This is a genomic window from Luteimonas sp. MC1750 (genome assembly GCF_016615955.1).
GTDB lineage: Bacteria > Pseudomonadota > Gammaproteobacteria > Xanthomonadales > Xanthomonadaceae > Luteimonas.
Genome location: NZ_CP067113.1, coordinates 672012 through 694488, shown reverse-complemented (window position 1 = coordinate 694488; position 22477 = coordinate 672012). Strand labels below are relative to the sequence as shown.

The 22477-nt window shown below is 71.0% G+C and carries 23 protein-coding genes; 19 read left to right on the top strand and 4 right to left on the bottom strand.

From position 1 onward, the window contains the following. The first annotated feature begins 97 nt into the window (after positions 1-97). Complete coding sequence (locus JGR68_RS03285) at positions 98-973, top strand: PhzF family phenazine biosynthesis protein (RefSeq protein ID WP_199360532.1); 876 nt, start codon at positions 98-100, stop codon at positions 971-973. 205 nt (positions 974-1178) lie between these two features. On the opposite strand, the gene JGR68_RS03280 is transcribed toward JGR68_RS03285, so the two are convergent. From JGR68_RS03280 to JGR68_RS03270, 3 genes are all read right to left on the bottom strand, one after another. Then, positions 1179-2876 carry an amidohydrolase family protein gene (locus JGR68_RS03280; protein ID WP_234446574.1) on the bottom strand — a complete coding sequence of 566 codons (1698 nt, stop codon included), beginning with the start codon at positions 2874-2876 and terminating at the stop codon, positions 1179-1181. A gap of 87 nt (positions 2877-2963) precedes the next feature. Then, the gene (locus tag JGR68_RS03275; RefSeq protein WP_199360530.1) at positions 2964-3656 is read right to left on the bottom strand and encodes a glycine zipper 2TM domain-containing protein; all 693 of its coding nucleotides are present in this window, start codon (positions 3654-3656) and stop codon (positions 2964-2966) included. Between the two features lie 129 nt (positions 3657-3785). Beyond that, on the bottom strand, positions 3786-4217 hold the full coding sequence (locus tag JGR68_RS03270) for an OsmC family protein (protein WP_199360528.1): 432 nt from the start codon (positions 4215-4217) through the stop codon (positions 3786-3788). Between the two features lie 215 nt (positions 4218-4432). On the opposite strand from JGR68_RS03270, the gene fusA reads away from it, so the two are divergent. The 6 genes from fusA to JGR68_RS03240 all read left to right on the top strand — a co-directional run bounded on the left by fusA (position 4433) and on the right by JGR68_RS03240 (position 9742). Then, on the top strand, positions 4433-6496 hold the full coding sequence (fusA, locus tag JGR68_RS03265) for an elongation factor G (RefSeq protein ID WP_199360526.1): 2064 nt from the start codon (positions 4433-4435) through the stop codon (positions 6494-6496). Positions 6497-6638: 142 nt separating this feature from the next. After that, positions 6639-7034 carry an HU family DNA-binding protein gene (locus JGR68_RS03260; RefSeq protein WP_199360523.1) on the top strand — a complete coding sequence of 132 codons (396 nt, stop codon included), beginning with the start codon at positions 6639-6641 and terminating at the stop codon, positions 7032-7034. A gap of 150 nt (positions 7035-7184) precedes the next feature. Next, complete coding sequence (locus JGR68_RS03255; protein WP_199360521.1) at positions 7185-7829, top strand: tellurite resistance TerB family protein; 645 nt, start codon at positions 7185-7187, stop codon at positions 7827-7829. A 2-nt stretch (positions 7830-7831) separates the two neighbouring features. Continuing rightward, a complete protein-coding gene (locus JGR68_RS03250) occupies positions 7832-8407 on the top strand; it encodes a M23 family metallopeptidase (RefSeq protein ID WP_199360519.1) in 576 nt (191 codons plus the stop codon). A gap of 64 nt (positions 8408-8471) precedes the next feature. Then, positions 8472-8903, top strand: coding sequence for a hypothetical protein (locus JGR68_RS03245; RefSeq protein WP_199360516.1), 432 nt, complete (start codon positions 8472-8474; stop codon positions 8901-8903). Between the two features lie 68 nt (positions 8904-8971). Next, positions 8972-9742 carry a hypothetical protein gene (locus JGR68_RS03240; RefSeq protein WP_199360514.1) on the top strand — a complete coding sequence of 257 codons (771 nt, stop codon included), beginning with the start codon at positions 8972-8974 and terminating at the stop codon, positions 9740-9742. A gap of 24 nt (positions 9743-9766) precedes the next feature. Here JGR68_RS03240 and JGR68_RS03235 read toward each other — a convergent pair whose 3' ends face one another. Continuing rightward, positions 9767-10264, bottom strand: coding sequence for an SET domain-containing protein (locus JGR68_RS03235; protein ID WP_199360512.1), 498 nt, complete (start codon positions 10262-10264; stop codon positions 9767-9769). A gap of 169 nt (positions 10265-10433) precedes the next feature. Here JGR68_RS03235 and JGR68_RS03230 point away from each other — a divergent pair, with 169 nt between their 5' ends. From JGR68_RS03230 to JGR68_RS03175, 12 genes are all read left to right on the top strand, one after another. Further along, positions 10434-10898, top strand: a complete 465-nt coding sequence (locus tag JGR68_RS03230) for an SUF system Fe-S cluster assembly regulator (RefSeq protein ID WP_199360510.1) — start codon at positions 10434-10436, stop codon at positions 10896-10898. A gap of 17 nt (positions 10899-10915) precedes the next feature. After that, on the top strand, positions 10916-12403 hold the full coding sequence (gene sufB / locus JGR68_RS03225; protein ID WP_199360507.1) for a Fe-S cluster assembly protein SufB: 1488 nt from the start codon (positions 10916-10918) through the stop codon (positions 12401-12403). Between the two features lie 97 nt (positions 12404-12500). Continuing rightward, positions 12501-13271, top strand: a complete 771-nt coding sequence (sufC, locus tag JGR68_RS03220) for a Fe-S cluster assembly ATPase SufC (protein WP_199360505.1) — start codon at positions 12501-12503, stop codon at positions 13269-13271. After that, complete coding sequence (gene sufD / locus JGR68_RS03215; protein WP_199360503.1) at positions 13268-14539, top strand: Fe-S cluster assembly protein SufD; 1272 nt, start codon at positions 13268-13270, stop codon at positions 14537-14539. Before sufC ends, sufD begins: the two co-directional genes overlap by 4 nt. Further along, entirely contained in the window at positions 14536-15789 is a 1254-nt protein-coding gene (locus tag JGR68_RS03210) for a cysteine desulfurase (protein WP_199360501.1), read from the top strand. Before sufD ends, JGR68_RS03210 begins: the two co-directional genes overlap by 4 nt. 28 nt (positions 15790-15817) lie before the next feature. Further along, positions 15818-16342 (top strand): GNAT family N-acetyltransferase, encoded by a 525-nt coding sequence (locus tag JGR68_RS03205; RefSeq protein WP_199360499.1) that lies wholly within the window; start codon positions 15818-15820, stop codon positions 16340-16342. Beyond that, a complete protein-coding gene (locus tag JGR68_RS03200) occupies positions 16339-16671 on the top strand; it encodes a non-heme iron oxygenase ferredoxin subunit (protein WP_199360496.1) in 333 nt (110 codons plus the stop codon). Before JGR68_RS03205 ends, JGR68_RS03200 begins: the two co-directional genes overlap by 4 nt. Positions 16672-16844: 173 nt before the next feature. After that, positions 16845-19229, top strand: coding sequence for a TonB-dependent receptor (locus JGR68_RS03195; protein ID WP_199360494.1), 2385 nt, complete (start codon positions 16845-16847; stop codon positions 19227-19229). Between the two features lie 67 nt (positions 19230-19296). Beyond that, complete coding sequence (locus JGR68_RS03190; RefSeq protein ID WP_199360492.1) at positions 19297-19941, top strand: PepSY-associated TM helix domain-containing protein; 645 nt, start codon at positions 19297-19299, stop codon at positions 19939-19941. 23 nt (positions 19942-19964) lie between these two features. Further along, a complete protein-coding gene (locus JGR68_RS03185) occupies positions 19965-20480 on the top strand; it encodes a DUF2271 domain-containing protein (RefSeq protein WP_199360490.1) in 516 nt (171 codons plus the stop codon). A gap of 24 nt (positions 20481-20504) precedes the next feature. After that, on the top strand, positions 20505-21386 hold the full coding sequence (locus tag JGR68_RS03180; protein WP_199360487.1) for a DUF4198 domain-containing protein: 882 nt from the start codon (positions 20505-20507) through the stop codon (positions 21384-21386). Continuing rightward, complete coding sequence (locus JGR68_RS03175) at positions 21386-22462, top strand: FAD:protein FMN transferase (RefSeq protein ID WP_199360485.1); 1077 nt, start codon at positions 21386-21388, stop codon at positions 22460-22462. Before JGR68_RS03180 ends, JGR68_RS03175 begins: the two co-directional genes overlap by 1 nt. Positions 22463-22477 lie beyond the last annotated feature (15 nt).

Genomic DNA, 22477 nt, shown 5'->3' with positions numbered 1-22477 from the left:
GCCCGGGGATCGGGCAAGGCCTGCGATTCTAGCGCCGCGCGGCCGGCCGGCCAGCGCCGTCGCGGCTACACTGGCGCGCCCCGCGATGGACCCCGAGATGCCCGCCTGTCCCTACGTCCAGCTCGACGTCTTCGGCGACCGCCCCGGCGCCGGCAATCCGCTCGCCGTCGTGCCCGACGCCCGCGGCCTCAACGATGCCGACATGCAGGCGATCGCGCGCTGGACGCGGCTGCCGGAAACGACCTTCGTCTTCCCCTCCCCCACGCCGACCGCCGACTACGCGGTGCGCATCTTCAGCCCGCGCCGCGAGGTGCCGTTCGCCGGCCACCCCAGCGTCGGCACCGCACACGTGCTGCTCGATCGCGGCCTGGTGGCCGCGCGCGACGGCGTGCTGGTGCAGTCCTGTGCCGTCGGCGAACTGCCACTGCGCGTGGATGGCGAGGGCCGCAAGCGGACCGTGGCCGTGCGCACGCCGCGGGCCAGCGTGGTGGAAGTGGCCGAGGCCGCCGACCCGCGCCTGCGCGACGCGCTGTCGGGTCTCGCCACCGGCCGGCTGCCACCGGTACTGATGGATGGCGGCCGCCGCTGGTGGCTGGCCGAGCTGCGCGACGAGGCCGAGCTGCGATCGGCGGTGCCCGACTGGGCGGCGATCAGCGCGCTGGCCGAGGCCAGCGGCAGCATGGGCCTGTGCGTGTTCGCGCGCAGCGAGGACCCGGTCTATTACCTGGCGGTGCGCGCCTGGGTCGGCGCCACCGGCACGTTCGAGGACGTGGCCTCGGGCGCCGCCAACGCGACCCTGGCGGCGTGGCTCGCCGAGCGCGACGCGCTCCCCGGCGACGGCGGCTTCTACCGCATCAGCCAGGGCCGCGAGGTCGGACACGACGCGATCATCGAGCTGCGCGTGGACGAAGCCGGCGAAGTCTGGTCCGGCGGTCGCGCGCGCACGGTGGTGAACGGCACGCTGGACTGGTGACGCACGCCGGGGCGACGTCCCGCCTGTAGGAGCGGCCATGGCCGCGATCGGCGCTTGCGAAAGACTCCGGCCAGGGCGATCGCGGCTGTAGCCGCTCCTACAGCCGCTCCTGCAAGGGTGGCTTGGCTTCCCTGTAGGAGCGGCCATGGCCGCGATTGGCGCTTGCGGAAGGCTCCGGCCGGGGCGATCGCGGCTTTAGCCGCTCCTACAGCCGCGCTTGCAGGGGTGTCTTTGCTTCGTAGACGGGCTTGCCGTCGACCCAGGTCGAGCGCACCTGCAGCGCATCGAGCTCGCCCGACGGCACCGCCAGTGGATCGCGGTCGAGGATCACGAAGTCCGCGCGCAGCCCCGGCGCCAGCCGGCCGACCCGGTCCTCGTCGAACGCCGCCCAGGCCGCGCCCGCGGTGAAGCCATGCAGCGCTTCGGCTGCGGTCAGCGCCTGTCCCGGCAGCCAGCCGCCAGGCGGCTGCCCATGCACGTCCTGGCGCGTCACCGCGGCGAGCAGGCCCAGCCGTGGATCGGCGAACTCCACCGGGAAATCCGAGCCCAGCGCCAGCGGCACGCCGGCCTCGACAAAGCTGCGCCAGGCGTAGGCGCCGGCCAGCCGCGCCTCGCCCAGGCGGTCGCCGGCCCAGCCCATGTCGGACGTCGCGTGGGTCGGCTGCATCGACGCCACCAGGCGCAGCCCGGCGAAGCGCCCGATGTCGCCCGGCGCCATCACCTGCGCATGTTCGACGCGCCAGCGATGGTCGATGCCGGCGCGCTCGCCCAACACGCGCGCATAGGTGTCGAGCACGATGCGGTTGCCGCGATCGCCGATGGCATGCGTCGCCACCTGCAGGCCGCAGTTCTGCGCGCTGCGCACCGCGGCCTCGAAGCCGGCCTCGTCCTGCACCAGCAGGCCGCGGTTGCCGGGGTCGTCGCTGTAGTCCTCGATCAGCGCGGCGCCGCGGCTGCCAAGCGCGCCGTCGATCATCAGCTTGACGCCGCGCATATCCAGTCGCCCCGAGGGATGGCGATAGGCCCCGTCGCGGCAAACCGCCGCGATTGCCCCGGCGCCGCGGCTGGCATAGGCCTGCACGCGCACGCTCAGCGCGCCGCGGTCGGCAAACCGGCGCATCAGCGAGAAGCCGTCGTCGCTGCTGCCCATGTCGTGCACGCCGGTCAGGCCGAGGCTCGCCACGTGTTCCAGCGCGCGCGCGAAGGCCTGCTCCTGCCACTGCGCGTCAGGCTCGGGCGCGGCGGCGTAGACCAGGTTGGCGGCCATGTCGACGAAGACGCCGGTCGGCTTGCCGTCCTTGCGCAGCACCAGGCCGCCATCGGGCTGCCAGTCGCCCGCGAGGTCGCGTTCGATCGCACGCATCGCCGCGCTGTTGGCCCAGGTGGCGTGGCCATCGATGCGCTCCAGCACCACGGGGCGGTCCGGGAAGGCGGCGTCGAGCACGGCCGCCGTCGGGAAGGCGGTCTCGGGCCACAGGTTCTGGTCCCAGCCGCGACCCATCAGCCAGGCCTCGGCCGGCAGGTCCCGCGCAAACGCCTGCAGCCGCTCGACGACTTCACCCGTGCTGCGCGCGCCGACGAGATCGGCCTGCATCAGCGCATGCCCGAGTCCGACCAGGTGCGCATGGGCGTCGATCAACCCCGGGATCACCGTGGCATCGCCGGCGTCGATGCGTTCCGCCCCGGGATGCCGCGCGGCCAGCGCCGCGGCGTCGCCAACGGCCACGAGGCGACCCTCCGCATCCCAGACGATCGCCGTGGCGACCGGCGTCGTCGCGTCGGACGTGTGGATGCGCGCGGCGGTCAGCAGCCGCTCGCCATCGGCCGCGACGGCAGGTGCGGACAGCGCCAGGAGGATGCCCATGGAGACGGGCGCGAGGACGACGGGATGGATGCGGCGCATGCGGCGGACTCCATGGAGGATCCGCCGACTATGTCCACGAACGTCGTGCAGGGCAATGCCGAACCCGCGTGCGACCGACCCGCGCGCCTACTCCGGGCGCACGTCCACCCGCACGCGGATGGTGTCGCCGGGGTGGTATCCGGTGCGCGTGCGGTACTGGCGGCCGCCGTACTCGTAGGTCACGTCGTAGGCCTCGACGCCGCCGTAGCGCTCGCCGGCCGCATCGCCCACCGGCACCGGATCGCAGACCGTGACCTGCCCCGTGCGCGCGTAGCGGTCGCGACGGGCCGCATCGTAGATCTCGCGTCCGGCCATGCCGCCGACCATCGTGCCCAGGGCGGACGTGGCGTAGCGGCCGGAGCCGCCACCCACCTTGCTGCCCAGCACGGCGCCGACCACGCCGCCGACAACGGTCGCGACCATGCGACCGTTCGCGTCGCGCCGGTCGCTGCCGTAGCGGTCATACGCATCGCCATCGCGACCGTAGCGGTCAGCGCCATAGGGGTCGCGATAGCCGCCGCGCCCATCGTCCTCCACGTAGGAGTCCTGGCGGGTCCGGCAGCGCGGGTCGGACGTGGCCACGCGGCCGTCGTCGAACACCGGGTCCACGCGCAGCACGCGCGCGTCGTCGTAGTAGCCGTCCTGCCCGGCGCCATCGCGGTCGTATTGCCCATGGCGGTCATACCGCGGAACGCCGGAGTCGAAGCCCAGCGCCTGCGCCGGGGCAGGACCGGCGACAAGCGCAAGGCCGAGGGCGAGGACGGACGCGACTGGACGCATGGCAGGACTCCCCGCGCCAACAGGGCGCAGCGCAGCCACGCTAGGTCCTGGGCGCTAACGCGAGGCTGAACCGGACGGCCCGGGCTCCGGCATCAGGCCCCTTCATTCATCCTGCGGCGCATCAGAACGTCAAAGCAGTTCCGCCTCCAGCGTGATCGGCACCGCCGACAGCGCCTTGGACACCGGACAGTTGGTCTTCGCCTCGTCGGCCACCGCGCGGAACCTGGCCTCGTCGATCCCCGGCACCCTGGCCTTCGTGTAGAGCCGGATCGCGCTCATCGTCGGCCCGCCCTCCATCGACAGGTCGACTTCCGCGCGCGAGTCGAGCGACTCGGCCGGATGGCCGGCCTCGGCCAGCGCATTGGCCAGCGCCATGGTGAAGCAGCCGGCGTGCGCGGCGGCGATCAGCTCTTCGGGGTTGGTGCCCTTTTCGTCGCCGAAGCGGCTGTTGAAGCCGTAGCGCGTGTCCTGCATCAGTCCGCTGGCGGGGGTACTGATCGTGCCGCGGCCGGACTTGAGGTCGCCCTCCCAGTGCGCCGTGGCCTTGCGTGAGATTCCCATGTGTCTGCTCCTCTTCGCGTCGGCCTGCCACCGTAGGGCCGCCGTCGTTACGCGGGTGTCTGCCGCCGCGGATGCTGCGTCGCAACGCGACGCCCGCGCGGCGGCCGCGCTACTGTGCGGTGCCGCCATGACCGCCCGCCGCTCGCAGGCCCGGTCGCAGCATGCGACGGACAGCCATGACGTCCTTTCCATCCCAGCCAGGGAGAAACGGACCCATGTCCCATGCAACGGAAACCCTCCGCAACGTGGCCCTTGCAGGCCATCCCGGCGCCGGCAAGACCACCCTGTTCGAAGCCCTGCTGCATGCCGGCGGCACCCTCCAGGCGGCAGGCAGCATCGAACGCGGCAGCACCGTGTCCGACTTCGATCCCCAGGAGCGCACGCGCGGCCACTCGATCGACGCGGCGATCGCGGCCGTCGAGCACGCCGCACCCGATGGCACGCGCGTCCACCTCAACCTGCTCGACACGCCCGGCTATCCGGATTTCCGCGGCGCGGCGCTGTCGGCGCTGTCGGCGGCGGACACGGTGGCGGTGGTGGTCGATGCGGCCGCCGGCATCGGCCACGGCACGCGGCGGATCATGGACCACGCCGCGCGACGTGGACTGTGCCGCGCGGTCGTGGTCAACCGCATCGACGCCGAGGGCGCCGACTGCGCACGCCTGCTCGACGAACTGCGCGCGGAATTCGGCCCCGTCGTGCTGCCGGTCAACCTGCCCGCAGGCGGCGGCACCCGCGTGGTCGACTGCTTCGCCGGCGAGGGCGGCGACAGCGACCTCGGACCGGTGGCCGACTGGCACCGGCGCATCCTCGACCAGGTGGTCGAGGTCGACGAATCGGTGATGGAGCACTACCTCGACGGCGGCGAGGGCGCGCTGGGCCGCCAGGAACTGCATGACGCCTTCGAACAGTGCCTGCGCGAGGGCCACCTGGTGCCGGTGTGCTTCGCGTCGGCACGGACCGGGACGGGCGTGGCCGAACTGCTCGACGCCATCGCCAGCCTGTTCCCGCATCCGGGCGAGGCCAACCCGCCGCCGTTCCGCCGCGGGGTGGGCGACGCGACCGAAGCGGTCGCATCGCGACCCGATCCGTCGGCGCACGTGATCGCGGACATCTTCAAGATCGTCAACGACCCCTTCGTCGGCAAGCTGGGCATCTTCCGCGTGCACCAGGGCACGGTCAGGCGCGACCAGCCGCTGTACGTCGACGACGGCCGCAAGCCTTTCAAGGTCGCGCACCTGTACCGCATCCACGGCCGCGAGCACATCGAGATCGAGCAGGCGGTGCCCGGCGACATCGCCGCGGTGGCCAAGGTGGACGAGTTGCACTTCGACGCCGTGCTGCACGACAGCCACGACGAGGACCACATCCACCTGGCGCCGATGGAATACCCGCGGCCGATGTTCGGGCTGGCGGTCGAGGCCGGGAGCCGCGGCCAGGAACAGAAGCTGGCCACCGCGCTGCACAAACTCTCCGAGGAGGATCCCTGCTTCCAGGTCGAGCAGGACCCCGACACCCACGAGACGGTGGTGCGCGGGCTGTCCGAACTGCATCTGCGCATCCAGCTCGACCGCCTGCGCGAGCGCCACGGCGTCGAGGTGCAGTCGCGCCCGCCACGCATCGCCTATCGCGAAACCATCGGTGGCACCGCCGAAGGCCACCACCGGCACAAGAAGCAGACCGGCGGCGCCGGCCAGTTCGGCGAGGTGATGCTGCGCGTCGAACCGCTTCCCCGCGGTGCCGGCTTCGAGTTCGTCGATGCGGTGAAGGGCGGCACCATCCCCGGGCAGTTCATTCCCGCGGTGGAAAAGGGCGTGCGCCAGGCACTCGCCAGCGGCGCCGTCGCCGGGCACCCGATCCAGGACGTGCGCGTCGTCGTGCACGACGGCAAGCACCACCCGGTCGACAGCAAGGAGGTCGCGTTCGCCACGGCCGGCCGCAAGGCCTTCCTGGACGCGGTGGCCAAGGCATCGCCGAAGGTGCTCGAACCGATCGTCGACCTGGTGGTGACCGCGCCCGACGTGCACATGGGCGACATCAGCGGCGGGCTTGCAAGCCGCCGCGCACGCATCGTCGGCACCGATGCCGCGCGCGGCGGCGACATCGTGGTCAAGGCCCAGGTGCCGCTGTCGGAACTCGATGGCTACCCCGCCGAGCTGCAGTCGGTGACCGCGGGACGCGGGCGTTATTCCCTTGATTTCAGCCATTACGAGCCGGTCCCGGCGCCGCTGCAGCAGAAGCTCGCCGAGGCCTGGCACCCTGGCCACGAGGACGATTGACACGGCCCCAGGATGCCAACGCCTGCGAAACCCTAGGTTTTCTGCGCTTTCCCACTTGGCGCAGCCCCGGGCATGCCCTACATTGCATTTGCCGACGGGGTCGGCCGACATCCCATCTACCGATAAACGGAATCACACTCACATGGCGAAGAAAGCAACCAAGGCGGTGAAGAAAGCCGCCCCGAAGAAGGCCGCCGCCGCTGCCAAGCCGGCCGCCGCTCCGAAGGCGATCAAGGAAGCCCTGACCAAGTCGGGCCTGGTGTCCCACATCGCCGAGTCCACCGGCGTCGCCGCGAAGGACGTCCGCGCGGTGATGTCCGCGCTGGAAGGCGCGGTGCATGGTTCGATCAGCAAGAAGGGCGTCGGCAGCTTCACCCTGCCCGGCCTGCTGAAGATCACGTCGGTCAAGGTGCCCGCCAAGGCGAAGCGCAAGGGCATCAACCCCTTCACCAAGGAAGAGCAGTGGTTCGCCGCCAAGCCGGCCTCGGTCAAGGTGAAGGTGCGCCCGCTGAAGAAGCTCAAGGACGCCGCCGTCTGATCGCGACGCGCCACCGCTTCGAACTGCTCGGGACGGCATTGCCGTCCCGAGTCGTTTCCGGGGTCCGCAACGCGGCCCAGACGCCGCCTCGTGCATGCTTGGCGCGTCCCGGCAGCACGCCGGCCCCGCAAACCATGTCCTGGAACGCGAATGAACCTGCAAGGCTTTCTTGACCATCTCCTGAAGTCCCAGTCCTCTCCCGCCGGCAGCGGCGGGCAGTCGCCGGCCGGCGGCCTGCTCAACGCCGACTTCGGCAAGGGCGCGATCAGCGGTGGCGCGCTCGGCCTCCTGCTCGGCAAGAACAAGACCACGCGCAAGCTGGCCACCTATGGCGGGCTTGCCGCGATCGGGGTGATGGCCTACCGCGCCTACGGCGACTACCAGGCGCAGCAGGGTGCGACGGGCGTCCAGCCGCAGACGGTCGACCGCCTGCCGCCGCCGCAGGCCGCCCTGCACAGCGAGGCGATCCTGCGTGCACTGGTGGGCGCGGCGAAGGCCGACGGCCACATCGACGAACGCGAGCGCGGCGTCATCGAGGGCGAATTCGCCCGCCTCAACCCCGACCGCGACGTGCAGCAGTGGCTGCACGTCGAACTGGCCAAGCCGCTGGATCCCGCGGACGTCGCACGCGCCGCGGCCACGCCCGAGATCGCCTCGGAGATGTACCTCGCCAGCCTCATGGCCGCGGACGAGCTGAACTTCATGGAGCGCGCCTACCTCGACGAGCTCGCGCGCCAGCTCGGGATCGACGACGCGCTGCGCCGGCGCCTCGAGCACGAGCTCCAGCGCGCCTGAGGATGCGCGGCCTCCTGCGCCTGGCCATCTGGCTGCTGGTGCTGGCCGCGCTGGCGGTCATCGCCGACTGGGCCTGGCGACAGCCCTTCATGGCCAGGCCGCGGACGCTGTGGGAGCTGTCGCGGATGCCGCCGCCCGCGGCGGTGGCCATGCCGGTCGACGGCGTCGAGGCCCGCCGGGTGGCCGATACCTTCGGTGCCCCGCGCGGGCGCGACCGCACGCACCAGGGCGTGGACATCTTCGCCGCGCGCGGGACCGACGTGCTCAGCGCGACGCGCGGCATCGTGTCGTCGGTGCGCGAGGGCGGCCTCGGCGGGCGCCAGGTCTGGGTGCTCGGCCCGGCGGGCCAGCGCCACTACTACGCGCATCTCGACGACTGGGCGCCGGGCCTGGCGGAAGGTGACGTCGTCGCCGAAGGCAGCGTGCTCGGCAGCGTCGGCGACACCGGCAACGCGCGCGGCACGCCACCGCACCTGCACTACGGGATCTACGCCAGCGACGGCGCCATCGACCCGCTGCCGCTGCTGCGCGCCGCGACCGGAACCGCGGACGCGGCCGCGTCGGCACCCGCACCGTGATCGACGCCGCCTGCCCTTGGCGCTAGGCTTCGACAGTCGCGCAGGCATGCACGGGGGACGATGGATGGACAAGCGCTTCTGGATCTGCGGGATCGTCGTGGCCGCCGCCGCGCTGATCCTCGGCATGCTCGTCCACGGCGTGCTGCTGCGCGCGGACTACCAGGCGATGGCGGCGCTTTACCGCAGCCAGGAACAGGCCAACGCCCATGCGGCCTGGGTGCTGCCGGCCTACCTGCTGCTGGGCCTCGCGATGACGTGGCTGTACCGGCGCATGCCCGCCAGCGACGGCATCGACCTCGCGCGCGGCGCGCGCTTTGGCCTGGCGATCGCGCTGGTCTCGTTCGTGCCCTGGCACATCCTGGCCTTCGTCGCCCAGCCGCTGCCGCTGTCGCTGATGCTGCGCCAGGTGGCGCTCGACCTGGCGGCCATGGTGCTGCTGGGACTGCTGCTGGCCTGGCTGCAGCCGCATCGCCGGGTCCTCATGCCGCTGCCCTGAGCAGCGCTGACGATGCGTTCATCGCGCGCGGGTATGGTTTGCCCCTGCATCCGCCGCCCGGTCCCGCCATGAGTCCTGCAAGCCCTCTCGTTCCCGTCCTGCTGTGCCTGGCCCTGGCGGCCTGTGGCGGCAAGCAGGAGGTTGCGCCGGGCGCGGCGGCGGGCGGCGACGCACTCGAGGCGCTGCCGGCCCCGCAGGCCATCGGCTCGGTCACCGGCATGCCGGATGGTCCGGGCCCTGGCGACGTGCCACTTGGCGGTTCGCAGGCCGCGGCAACGACGGCGGACGGCGTGGCGATGGTGGTGCCGATTCCCGGAGTCGCGTCACTCGACGGCCTGCCGCCGCTGGAAGACGAACCGGAAGCCGGACTGGTTGCCGGCGACCCGCCGCTGGTGCTGGTGGGCGAGCCGCCGGCCCCGCTGGCCGATGCGTCGCCTGCGCTGCCCGCCGCGGTCGACGCCGCGGAGCCGGCGGCCGGCGAGGCCGTCGCCGTGGTCCGCGCCTACTACGCCGCGATCGCCGCCGGCCAGTACGCGCAGGCCTATGCGCTGTGGTCGGACGGCGGCCGCAGCAGCGGCCAGACGCCGCAGCAGTTCGCCGCCGGCTTCGCCGACACGCGTGCCGTCAGCGTGCAGCCGGGTGAGCCGGGTCGCGTGGAAGGCACGGCCGGGTCGCGCCATGTCGAAGTGCCGGTCTCGGTCACCACCACCCGCGCCGATGGCCGCGAACAGCGCTACGTGGGCGCCTACGTCCTGCGCCGGGCGACGGCCGACGGCGCCAGTGCCGGGCAGCGCGCATGGCGCATCGCCTCGGCCGAGCTGCGCGAATACCAGCCCTGAGCCGGCCTACAGCCCGATGCGCGATCAGCGCTTCGGCTGCAGCATCGTCCCGGTGCACTTCGCGGAGCCGCAGCGGCAGCCCCACAGCTTCTTCAGCTTGGGCGTGTGCCGCTCGTCGAGCACGATGCCGTAGTTGTAGGTCAGCTCTTCGCCCGGCTTGATCCGCCGCAGGGCCTCGATGAACACCTTGTCCTTGTGCCGCCGGTCGCGATCGTCCTCTTCGACCACCGCCTCGCAGTTGGGCGAGCAGCTGTGGTTGATCCAGCGCGCGACGCCGCTGTCGAGGTTGCCGTCGATGACGTAGTCGTCGTTGAGGGTGAACAGGAACGTATGGCCGTTCTCGTCGAGCTCGCCGTATTCCTCGTCGACCTCGTCATGGGTCCGCAGCCGCCCCTTGTAGCGGACGATGCGCTCGCCCTTCTCGATGACCTCGGTGGCGAAGACGCCGTTGCCGTGGATCTCCGAGCGGCGGGCGACGATCTTCTTGCTCTTCGTCCTGTCGGACGTGTCCTTGCTGGCCATCGGCGACTTCGTCTCGCAGTGGAAAGCACCATTGTGGCCGTGGCGCTGCCGGTGCGCCACCGAGCGCGTGCGACAGCCCGGGCCGCCGCGCAAACCTGTCGTTCAGCGATCCGCTTGGACGCGCGCGGGCAAAAGCGTACAATTTCGGTCCTGATTGAAGGAATCCCGGATGCTGCGCGTCACCCGACTCACCGACTACGCCACCGTGGTGCTGACCGTGCTCGCCACGGAGCCCGATCGCGTGCTCAGCGCGGTGGAACTGGCGGAGCGATCGGGGCTGGAACCACCGACCGTGAGCAAGGTGCTCAAGCCGCTGGCGCAGGCCGGCCTGCTCGAAGCCTTCCGCGGCGCGCATGGCGGCTACCGCCTGTCGCGGCCGGCCTCGGAGATCAGCCTGATCGCGATCGTCGAGGCCATGGAGGGTCCGCTGGCGATGACCGAGTGCAGCCTGGAGGACGTCAGCTGCGGCATCGCCGGGCAGTGTGGCGCGCGCGCCAACTGGCGGCGCATCAACGACATCGTGGCCGACGCCCTGCGTGGCGTCAGCCTGGCGCAGATGTTCGAAGCGCCATCCCAACCCGAATCCGAGGCCGGAGCGCCGCGTCGCATCCCCGCCCGCCTCGCCACCGTTTGAATACCAGGCAGCCCGCAATGGCCACCCAGATCGAAGCACCCACCGAAGACCCCGTCATCGACCGTCCGCTCCAGAACGAGGCGATCCACGAGCAGCTTGGCCGCAAGTACGAGGCCGGGTTCGTCACCGACATCGAGTCGGACTCGCTCCCTCCCGGCCTGGACGAAGACACCGTCCGCGCCCTGTCCGCGATCAAGGAAGAGCCCGAGTGGATGACCGAATGGCGCCTGGCGGCCTACCGCCACTGGCTGACCATGCCGGTGCCGCACTGGGCGAAGCTGTCGATCGCGCCGATCGACTTCCAGGCGATCAGCTACTACTCCGCGCCCAAGGGACCGAAGTACGCGTCGCTCGACGAGGTGCCGCAGGAACTGCTCGACACCTACGACAAGCTCGGCGTGCCGCTGCACGAGCGCGCGAAGCTCGCCGGCGTGGCCGTGGACGCGGTCTTCGACTCGGTTTCGGTCGGCACCACCTTCCGCAAGGAACTTGCGGAGAAGGGCGTGATCTTCTGCTCGATGTCCGAAGCGATCCGGGAGTACCCGGACCTGGTGCGCAAGTACCTCGGCACCGTGGTGCCGGTAGGTGACAACTACTTCGCGGCGCTGAACTCGGCGGTGTTCTCGGACGGCTCGTTCGTGTTCATCCCCAAGGGCGTGCGCTGCCCGATGGAGCTCAGCACCTATTTCCGCATCAACGCCGGCCACACCGGCCAGTTCGAGCGCACGCTGATCATCGCGGAGGAGCGCTCGCACGTGTCCTACCTCGAGGGCTGCACCGCGCCGATGCGCGACGAGAACCAGCTGCACGCGGCAGTGGTGGAGCTGGTCACGCTCGATGACGCCGAGATCAAGTATTCGACGGTGCAGAACTGGTATCCCGGTGACGAGAACGGCGTCGGCGGCATCTACAACTTCGTCACCAAGCGCGCCGAGTGCCGTGGTGCGCGCAGCAAGGTGATCTGGACCCAGGTCGAGACCGGTTCGGCGATCACCTGGAAGTATCCGAGCTGCGTGCTGCTGGGCGACGACTCGTCTGGCGAGTTCCATTCCGTGGCCCTCACCCACCACCGCCAGCAGGCCGATACCGGCACCAAGATGATCCACCTCGGCAAGCGCACCAAGTCGAAGATCATCAGCAAGGGCATCAGCGCAGGCCACGGCCAGAACACCTACCGCGGCCTGGTGAAGGTCGGTTCCGGCGCCGAGGGTGCGCGCAACTACACCCAGTGCGACAGCCTGCTGATCGGCAAGACCTGCGGCGCGCACACCTTCCCCTACATCGAGGTGAAGAACCCGAGCGCCACCGTCGAGCACGAAGCCACGACGTCGAAGATCAGCGACGACCAGATGTTCTATTGCCGCAGCCGCGGGCTGGGCGAAGAGGATGCGGTCAGCCTGATCGTCGACGGCTTCTGCAAGCAGGTCTTCCGCGAGCTGCCGATGGAGTTCGCGGTGGAGGCGAAGAAGCTGCTCGAGGTGAGCCTGGAAGGGTCGGTGGGCTGAGGCCATCGCCTCGCGACCGGGAAGGCGATCGCGGCCGTGGCCGCTCCTACACAAACACACCACATCAGGGTCCCGCGGGATCCAGAAGGGATTTGAAATGCTCAAGATCAGCAACCTCCACGCCACCGTCGGCGACGGCCGCGAAATCCTCAAGGGCCTCGAGCTCGAGGTGAAGCCGGGCGAAGTCCACGCCATCATGGGTCCGAACGGCGCCGGCAAGTCGACGCTGGGCAACATCATCGCCGGACGCGACGGCTACGAGGTCACCGCCGGCGGCGTCGAATTCGAGGGCGCCGACCTGCTGGCGCTGGAGCCCGAGGAGCGCGCCGCAGCCGGCGTGTTCCTGGCCTTCCAGTACCCGGTCGAGATCCCGGGCGTGAACAACACCTACTTCCTGCGCAGCGCGCTCAACGCGCAGCGCAAGGCGCGCGGCGAAGAGGAACTGGATTCGATGCAATTCCTGAAAGTGGTGCGCGAGAAGCTCGGCGTGCTGCACCTCGATGACCGCCTGCTGCACCGCGGCGTCAACGAAGGCTTCAGCGGCGGCGAGAAGAAGCGCAACGAGATCTTCCAGATGGCGGTGCTGCAGCCGAAGCTGGCGATCCTGGACGAGACCGACTCCGGACTCGACATCGACGCCCTGCGCCAGGTCGCCGACGGCGTCAACGCGCTGCGCTCGCCCGACCGCGCCTTCCTGGTGATCACGCACTACCAGCGCCTGCTCGAGTACATCAGGCCCGATCATGTGCACGTGCTGGCCGACGGCCGCATCGTCGAGTCCGGCGGCCCGGAGCTGGCCCTGCAGCTCGAGGCCCAGGGCTACGAATGGCTGCGCGGACGCAAGGTGCCGGAGGCGCTGGCGTCATGACCGCACTGCTCGACTCGCTCTCCACCGGCTTCAGCGGGCAAGGCACGCGCCGCGCCGCGCTCGATGCCGCGCTGCGCGACGGCCTGCCGCACGCGCGCAGCGAAGCCTGGAAGTACACCTCGCTGCGCGCGCTGGAGCGACGCGGCTTCTCCCCTGCGTCACTGCCGCACGCACCGGTGAATGCCGCGCTGCTCGCCGACATCCCCGCGCCGCGGCTGGTGTTCGCCAACGGCCGCTACGACGCCGCGCTCTCCGACCCGTCCGGGCTTCCGGAGGGCGCGCGCCTGCTGACGATGGCCGAGGCGATCGCAGACCCCGACCCGCGCGAAAGCAACGTGCTTGCCCGCAGCTATGACCGCGCCGACGAGGTCTTCGCCCGCCTCAACGCCGCGCTGGCCGACGACGGTGCCGTGCTGCGCGTCGCCGAAGGCGTGGCGGTGGCGCCGCCGGTGCACCTGGTCTTCATCGGCCTGCCGGCCGAGGGCGATCTTGCCTGGCATTCCCGCCACCTGCTGGAGCTGCGTCGCAACGCCTCCGCCACGGTGATCGAGCATCACGTCGCCGCCGGGGAACACGCCCACCTCGGCAATGCCATCGCCCACGTGCACGTCGCCGCCGGCGCCACGCTGCGCCACGCGCGCGTGCAGGACGAATCGGCACGCGCCACGCTGTTCACCCGCACCGACGCCGTGCTGGCGCGCGAGTCCAGCTACCGCCGCCTCGACCTCGAGCTGGGCGGCGCACTGTCGCGCCACGAGCTCAACGTGCGCCTGGAAGGCGACCGCGCCGAGCTGGTCGCCAACGGCGTCCTGCTGGCCTCCGGCCGCCGCCACCTGGACACGCGGCTGGGCATCGAACACATCGCCCGCGACACGCGCTGCGAACTGGGCTGGCGGGGCATGGCCGCGGGCCGCGGTCGCGCGGTGTTCCACGGCGGCATCGAGATCCGCGAAGGCGCGGACGGCACCGATGCACGCCTGTCGAACAAGAACCTGCTGCTGTCGGATACCGCGGAGATCGACACCCAGCCGGTGCTGGTGATCCACGCCGACGAAGTCACCGCGGCGCACGGCGCCACCGTGGGCGAACTCGATGCCGACGCGATGTTCTACCTGCGCACGCGCGGACTGCCGGAACCCGAAGCCCGCGCGTTGCTGACCGCCGCCTTCGTCCGCGAGCCGCTGCTGTCGGTGGTGGAAGCGCCCGCGGTGCGCGACATGCTGGAAGGCTGGCTGGACCGGGCCATCGCCGCGCAGGCGCTGGGATGAGCGTGCCTGGCGGGCAGGTCACGCCGGGTTCCAGCGTCGACTGGGCGGCCGTCAGGGCCGACTTCCCGCTGCTGCAGCGCGAGGTCCACGGCAAACCCCTGGTCTACTTCGATTCCGCCAACACCGGGCAGAAGCCGGCGGCGGTGATCGCGGCGGTGAACGATTTCTACAGCCGACACAACGCCAACGTCAGCCGCGCCGTGCACCAGCTCGGCGCCGAAGCGACCGAGGCCTACGAGGGCGCGCGGGTGAAGCTGGCCCGCTTCATCAACGTCCGCCCCGACGACCTCGTCCTCACCAGCGGCACCACCTTCGCGATCAACCTGGTCGCGTACGCGTGGGCGCTGCCGCGGCTGGAGGCCGGTGACACGATCCTGCTCACGCGCATGGAGCACCACGCCAACATCGTGCCCTGGCAGCTGGTGGCGCAGCGTACCGGCGCGCGGATCGAAGTCGTCGACCTGCTGCCGGACGGCAGCCTCGACCTCGCCATGCTGCGCGCAAGGATGACGGCCGACGTGAAGCTGCTCGCCGTCGCCCACGTCAGCAACGTGCTGGGCACGGTCAATCCGGTCGCCGACATCAGCCGCGAGGCCCGCAGGCGCGGCATCGTGACCGTGGTCGACGGTTCGCAGGCGCTGCCGCACCGCGCGGTCGACGTCGCCGCCATCGGCTGCGACTTCTACGCGTTCACCGGCCACAAGATGTGCGCGCCCACCGGCACCGGCGCGCTCTGGGCACGGCGCGAGCACCTCGCCGCCATGCCGCCCTTCATCGGCGGCGGCGAGATGATCAAGGAAGTACGCCTGGACGGCGGCACCGTGTTCAACGATCCGCCACGCAAGTTCGAGGCCGGCACGCCCAACATCGCCGGCTTCGTCGGCCTGGGCGCGTCGGTCGACTATCTTTCCGGCATCGGCATGGCGGAGGTCGAAGCGCGCGAGCAGGCGCTGCTGGCGCACCTCGACGAGGAATTCGCCAGGGTCGACGGCCTGCGCGTCTTCGGCACCGCGCCGGGCAAGGCCGCGGTGGTGTCCTTCGCCATCGACGGCGTGCATTCGCACGACCTCGCGACGCTGCTCGACCTCGAGGGCATGGCGGTGCGCTCCGGCCAGCACTGCGCGCACCCGCTGCTGGAGTGGCTGGGCGTCACCGCCACCTGCCGCGCATCGCTGGCCTTCTACAACACCCACGACGAGATCGAGGCGTTCATCGTGGCGCTGCGCAAGGTGCGCCGCCTGCTGGCGTGACGCCATCGGCGGGCGGCACAATTGCGGGATGACCACGCTGCAGTTCCGCGCCGCCACCGGATCCGACATCGACGCCATCGTGCAGCTGGTGACCCGCGCCTACCGCGGCGACGCCAGCCGCGCCGGCTGGACCACCGAGGCCGACCTGCTCGACGGCGAACGCATCGATGCCGGGGTGCTGGCCGCGGACATCGCCCGCCCCGGCAGCCGCGTCGTACTGGGCCTCCAGGGGCCTGTCCTGCTGGCCTGCGCCCACGTCGCCGATCTCGGCGGGCGCGGCTACTTCGGCATGTTCGCGGTCGAACCGACCTGCCAGGGCGCCGGTCTCGGCCGGGCGACCCTGGGCGAGTGCGAACGCATCGTCCGCGACGACTGGCGGTTGCCGGCGATGCAGATGACCGTGATCGACGTGCGCGACGAGCTGATCGCCTGGTACGGGCGCCTGGGCTACCGGCGCACCGGCGTGTACCACCCCTTCCCGTATGGCGACGTCCGCTTCGGCATCCCGAAGCGCGACGACCTGCGCTTCGAAGTCCTGGAGAAAGCCCTGTGAGCGACACCTGGACCTTCGTCTGCGCGAGCGCGGAGCTGCTGCCCGGCGAGATGCGCGGGACCTTCGACGAGGTCACCGGGGCGCCGATCCTCGTGCTCAACCTCGACGGCGAGCTCTATGCGCTCGAGGACACCTGCAGCCACGAGGATTTCGAGCTGTCGGCGGGCAGCTTCGATGCCGTCACCGGGACGATCGAATGCGTGCTGCACGGGGCGAAATTCGACGTCCGCGATGGCCGCGCACTGTGCGCCCCGGCCTACGAGCCGGTGGCCAGGTTCCCGGTGAAGCGCGAACACGACGGCGTCTGGGCCCGCGACGACCGCGACTAGGTCCGCGCTGGAGGCCGGGCCGGCTGACAATCGCTTGCAGCTGTGAATGGTTCTCATTAACATGCTCCCGGTCACGCCGGACCCTATCGGGAAGCCGGCCAACGCCTCGACCCGTCCAGCAGCCGCCAGTGACGTCAGGCATCCGCCATACCGCCTCGGAGCCAGAAACGTCCATGTCCACCCACGCTGCCCGCCTGCACGGGCGCCGCGCGCTCGCGCCCACCGTCCTGTCCGCCTCGATCGCAGCCCTGCTCCCGCTGTCCGCGGCGCTGGCGCAGGACACCCTGCCGGTGGGTGCCGTCGCCACCACGGACTTCGACACCATCGTGGTCACCGCCGCCGGCTTCGAGCAGAAGCTCACCGACGCACCGGCGAGCATCAGCGTGGTGACCCGCGAGGAGCTGGTCACCCGTCCCTACATCACCCTGATCGACGCGGTGCGCGACCTGGAAGGCGTGGACGTGGGCGAGACCTCGGACAAGACCGGGCAGAAGACCATCAGCATGCGCGGCATGGGGCCCGACTACACCCTGATCCTGGTCGACGGACGGCGCCAGAACAACCACGGCGACATCTATCCCAACAGTTTCGGCGGCAACCAGTTCAACCACATCCCGCCGCTGGACATGATCGAGCGCATCGAGGTGATCCGCGGGCCGGCCTCGACCCTGTATGGCGCCGATGCGCTTGGCGGCGTCGTCAACATCATCACCCGCAAGGTCGGCGAGCACTGGCGCGGTTCGGCCACGGTGTCGCGCAATGTCCAGGAGAACGACGACTTCGGGACCGACAGCACCTTCGACTTCGCGCTGAGTGGCCCACTGGTCCGCGACCGGCTCGGCCTGGGCGTGCGCGGCTCCTGGTACGAGCGTGATGCCTCGACGCCCGACTACGAGGTGATCAGCGCGCCCGATGGCACCCAGGTGGAACGTTCGCTGGGCTTCGGCGGCGGCGGCAAGACCGTGGACAACACCAACCGTTCGGCTGGCCTCACCCTCAGCTGGACGCCCAGCGAATACCAGAGCCTGGTCTTCGACTACGACACGTCGAAGCAGGAATACGACAACACGCCCTACATCAACAACCTCGGCACCGAGACCTATCCGCTGGGCACGGTCGACGGCATCGAAGGCCTGTGGCGCGCGGCGCCGCGCGTGGGCTACGCCTCCGACCAGGAGTTCACCCGCGACCAGTGGGCCCTCACTTGGCAGGGCCAGTGGGACTGGGGCAACAGCTTCGTGTCGCTGGCCCACATCGACACCGCCAACCATGGCCGCACCCTGCCCTTCACCGTCGCCGAGCGGCTGCTGCACCAGGACATGTACTGCAACAACGCGGCCACCTGCGGCACCGGGCCCTACGCCGGGCTGACCCGCGCGCAGCGCCGCCAGCTGGTGGCCGACACCTTCCTGCCGCGGCCCGGCCGCACGATGGACAGCAGCCAGTACACGCTCGACGCCAAGTTCGACTTCGCCGTCGGCGAGCGCCACCACCTCGTGGTTGGCGGCCAGCTCATCGACGGCGAGCTCGAGGACGGCGTGTTCGGCATGGAAGACGGCGGCGACGGTGGCGGCACGGTCCAGGAGCACCGGATGTGGTCGCTGTTCGCCGAGGACAACTGGAACCCGGTCGACGCGCTGACCATCACCCTGGGCCTGCGCCACGACGACCACAACGTCTTCGGCAGCCACCTCAGCCCGCGCGCCTATGCGGTCTGGGACGTGTCCCCGGCCTGGACCCTGAAGGGCGGCATCAGCACCGGCTACAAGACGCCCAAGACCACCGATCTCTACGACGGCGTCACCGGCTTCGGCGGCCAGGGCACCTCGCCCTTCGTCGGCAACCCGGACCTGGAGCCCGAGACCAGCGTCAACAGCGAGGTCGCGCTGTACTGGACCTCGCCCGACAGCCGCCACAACTTCAACGTGACCGTCTTCCGCAACGATTTCGACGACAAGATCGCCCGCGGCGAGACCAGCCTGAGCTGCGCGCAGACCGGCGGCGTGCGCCCCTGCGCCAACCTCGGCGACTACGGCCTGCTCGGCTACACCACCTACGCGCAGAACATCAACATCGACGAGGTGCGCGTGCAGGGCGCCGAGCTGGCCGGGCGCTGGGGCATCACCGAGGCCGTGTCGCTGCGCGCGAACTACACGTATACCGACAGCGAGCAGCTGAGCGGCCCGCAGCAGGGCCTGCCGCTGACCGACACGGCGAAGCACATGGCCAACGCCACCCTCGGCTGGCAGGCCAGCGAGCGCTTCAGCATGCAGCTGGTCTCGGAAATCCGCTCCGCGCGCTACCGCGACGTGTTCGACGGCGTGCGCCGCGACTACGAGGACTACACCGTGTTCCACCTTGGCGCGCAGTACCGCTTCAGCGACCGGGTCGCGGTCAACGCGCGCATCAACAACCTGCTGGACCAGGACTTCACGTCGTTCGAGACCCTGTGGACGCAGGACGCGGGCACCGGCGAATGGCTGCCGACCTATCTCGACGACTACAACAACAAGGACAAGGCGCGGAACCTCTGGGTCAGCCTGAACGTGCAGTTCTGAGCCCTCCAGCGATGAGAATGCGTCTCACTGCCCGCTATACTCCGCGCTTTCCCCTCCCGGTCCAGTCGTGACGGCACCGCCTTCCTCCAGCGCCAGCGCTGACGCCCGCCAGCGCCGCGGCTTCTGGCTGCGCACCCTGCACCAGTGGCACTGGATCAGCTCGGCGGTCTGCCTGGTCGGGATGCTGCTGTTCGCGGTCACCGGCATCACCCTCAACCACGCCGCGAAGATCGAGGGCGACCCGAGGGTCGACACCCGGCAGCTGGAGCTGCCCGACCGCCTGCGGCCGCAGCTGGACGCGCACGTGGACGGCACCGCGCCGCTGCCGCCGGCCCTGGCGGCCTGGCTGCGCGACGCGCTCGATGCACCGCTGGGCGGGCGCGCGGCCGAATGGTCGGAAGACGAGATCTACCTGTCGATGCCGGGTCCGGGCCGCGACGCCTGGCTGGCGATCGACAAGGCCGGCGGCACGGTCGAATACGAGCGCACCGACCGCGGCTGGGTGTCCTACCTCAACGACCTCCACAAGGGCCGCAACAGCGGTCCTGCATGGGGCTGGTTCATCGACGTCTTCGCCATCGCCTGCATCGTCTTCACGCTGACCGGCCTGTTCCTGCTGCAGATGCACGCGCGCCAGCGCCCCACGACCTGGCCCTGGGTGGGCCTGGGCCTGGTGGTGCCGGTGGTGCTGGCGCTGCTCTTCATCCACTGACTTCCGACCGCGAGCCGACACCCATGCGCATTCCCCTGACCATCGTCCTCGGCGGCCTGCTGGCCACGCCCGTCTACGCCGCCGAGCTGACCGTCGAGGTCGAGATCCCGCGCCTGACGGTGGCCGAGTACCACCGGCCCTACGTCGCGGTGTATGTCGAAGGCGCCGACGGCAAGGCCGCCGCCGACCTGGCCGTCTGGTACATGCAGAAGGACACCGCCGAAGGCCACGGCACCAAGTGGCTGCCCGACCTGCGCCAGTGGTGGCGCAAGTCCGGGCGCACGCAGACGCTTCCGGTCGACGGCGTGAGCGGTCCCACCCGCCCGGCAGGCCGCCATGCGCTGAAGTTCGACGCGCGCGATCCGCGCCTGTCCGGCCTGGCGCCCGGCCGTTACGCCGTGGTGGTCGAAGCGGTGCGCGAGGTGGGCGGACGCGAACTGCTCAAGATTCCATTCGACTGGCCGGCCAAGGCCGCCCAGTCCGGCAAGGCGCAGGGCCGGAGCGAACTCGGCGCGGTCAGCCTCGCGTTCCGGCCCTGATCCAACACTCCTGGAGACCCATCGATGAAGAAGACCCTCGCCCTCGCGCTTGCGCTCGCCGCCGCGCTGCCCATGGCCGCCTCCGCGCACAAGCAGTGGATCATCCCGTCGCAGGCGGTGGTCAACGGCAGCGACGTCTGGGTGACCTTCGACGCGGCGGTGTCCAACCAGCTGTTCTTCCCCGACCACGTGCCGATGCGGCTGGACGGCATCCGCGTCACCGCGCCCGACGGCAGCCAGGTCGAGCTGGCCAACGGGGCGACCGGCAAGTACCGCAGCACCTTCGACGTGCAGCTGGCGCAGCCGGGCACCTACCGCATCGCCAACGCCAGCGCCGGCATGTCGGCGCGCTGGGACACGCCTGAAAGCCTCGCCGCGAAGGCCAGGGCCGAGGCCGCGGGCACTCCGGCCACCGGCCCGGGCGCGCCGCCGGCAACGCGCGGCGGCTTCCTGCGCAACGCCACCGCCGAGGACCTGGCCACCAAGGTGCCGGCCGACGCCGCGAACCTGGAGGTCACCCAGACCGCCAGCCGCGTCGAGACCTTCGTCACCAACGGCGCGCCCAACAGCACCGCGCTCGCGGCCACCGGCGAAGGCATCGAGCTGGAACCGGTGACCCATCCCAACGACCTCTTCGCCGGCGAGGAAGCCAGCTTCCGCGTGCTGGTGGACGGAAAGCCCGCCGCCGGCCTGGCGTTCGAGATCGTGCGTGGCGGCACGCGCTACCGCAACGCGCAGGACGACATCGCCGCGACCACCGATGCCGAAGGCGTATTGCGCGTGACCTGGCCCGAGGCCGGCATCTACTGGCTCGAGACCGGCGTCGAGGACGACAAGGCCACCCTGCCGCAGGCCACGGCACGGCGCCTGCGCTACGTCGCCACGCTGGAAGTGCTGCCGCAGTAATGGCCGGCGACGGCGCCGCATGCGCGGCCCCCGCCGGCGCGGTGCACGTGCTGGGGGGCGCGACCATGGGCACGCTCTGGCAGGCCTCGGTGGTGGCCGCGGCGGGCACCGACGTGCACGCGCTGCATGACGGCATCCATGCCTGCCTGGACCGCGTCGTGGCGCAGATGAGCACCTGGGAGCACGGCTCCGACATCAGCCGTTACAACCGTGCGCCGGCCGGGACCTGGCAGGCGCTGCCGCAGCCGTTCTTCGACGTGCTGCGCGAGGCGCTGGCCATCGCCGCCGACACCGGCGGCGCGGTGGATCCCACGATCGGGCCGCTGGTCGCGGCCTGGGGCTTCGGCCCAGGCGGACAGGGCGGGCAGCCGCCAGACCCGGACGCACGCGCGGATGCCCGCGCACGCGTCGGCTGGACGCGCGTCGAACTCGACCAGGCGGCCCAGCGGGCACTCCAGCCTGGCGGCGTTGGCCTGGACCTGTCGGGCATCGCCAAGGGCCACGGCGTCGATGCGGTGGTGCAGTGGCTGCGCGCGCGCGGCGTGAGCGCGGCGCTGGTCGAGGTCGGCGGCGAGCTTCGCGGCTACGGTCGCAAGCCGGACGGGTCCGCGTGGCGGGTACTCGCCGAGGCCTGGCCGGAGGACGCGGACGGCGACGCCGGTGCCACGGATGAGGACGGCGCCCAGGCCGCTGCCGCCGATGCCGGCACCGGCACCGGCACCGGCATCGGCACCGTGGAGGACGCCGCGGGTCCCTGCATCGTCGTCCTGGACGACGCCGCGATCGCCACCTCCGGCGACCACTGGCACTGCTTCGAACACGGCGGGCGACGGTATTCGCACACGATCGATCCGCGCAGCGGCGCGCCCGTGGACCACGCGCCGGGCGCGGTGACCGTGGTCGCCGACAGCGCGCTGCAGGCCGATGCCTGGGCGACCGCGCTGACGGTCCTCGGCCCGATCGACGGCCTGGCGCTCGCGCAGGCGCGGGGCATCGCCGCGCGCTGGGTCACGCGCGGCGCCGGCGGCGAACGTGCCCATGCCAGCGACGCCTTCCTGCAGCGCCTGGCGCCGTGAGCACGGTGACTTCGC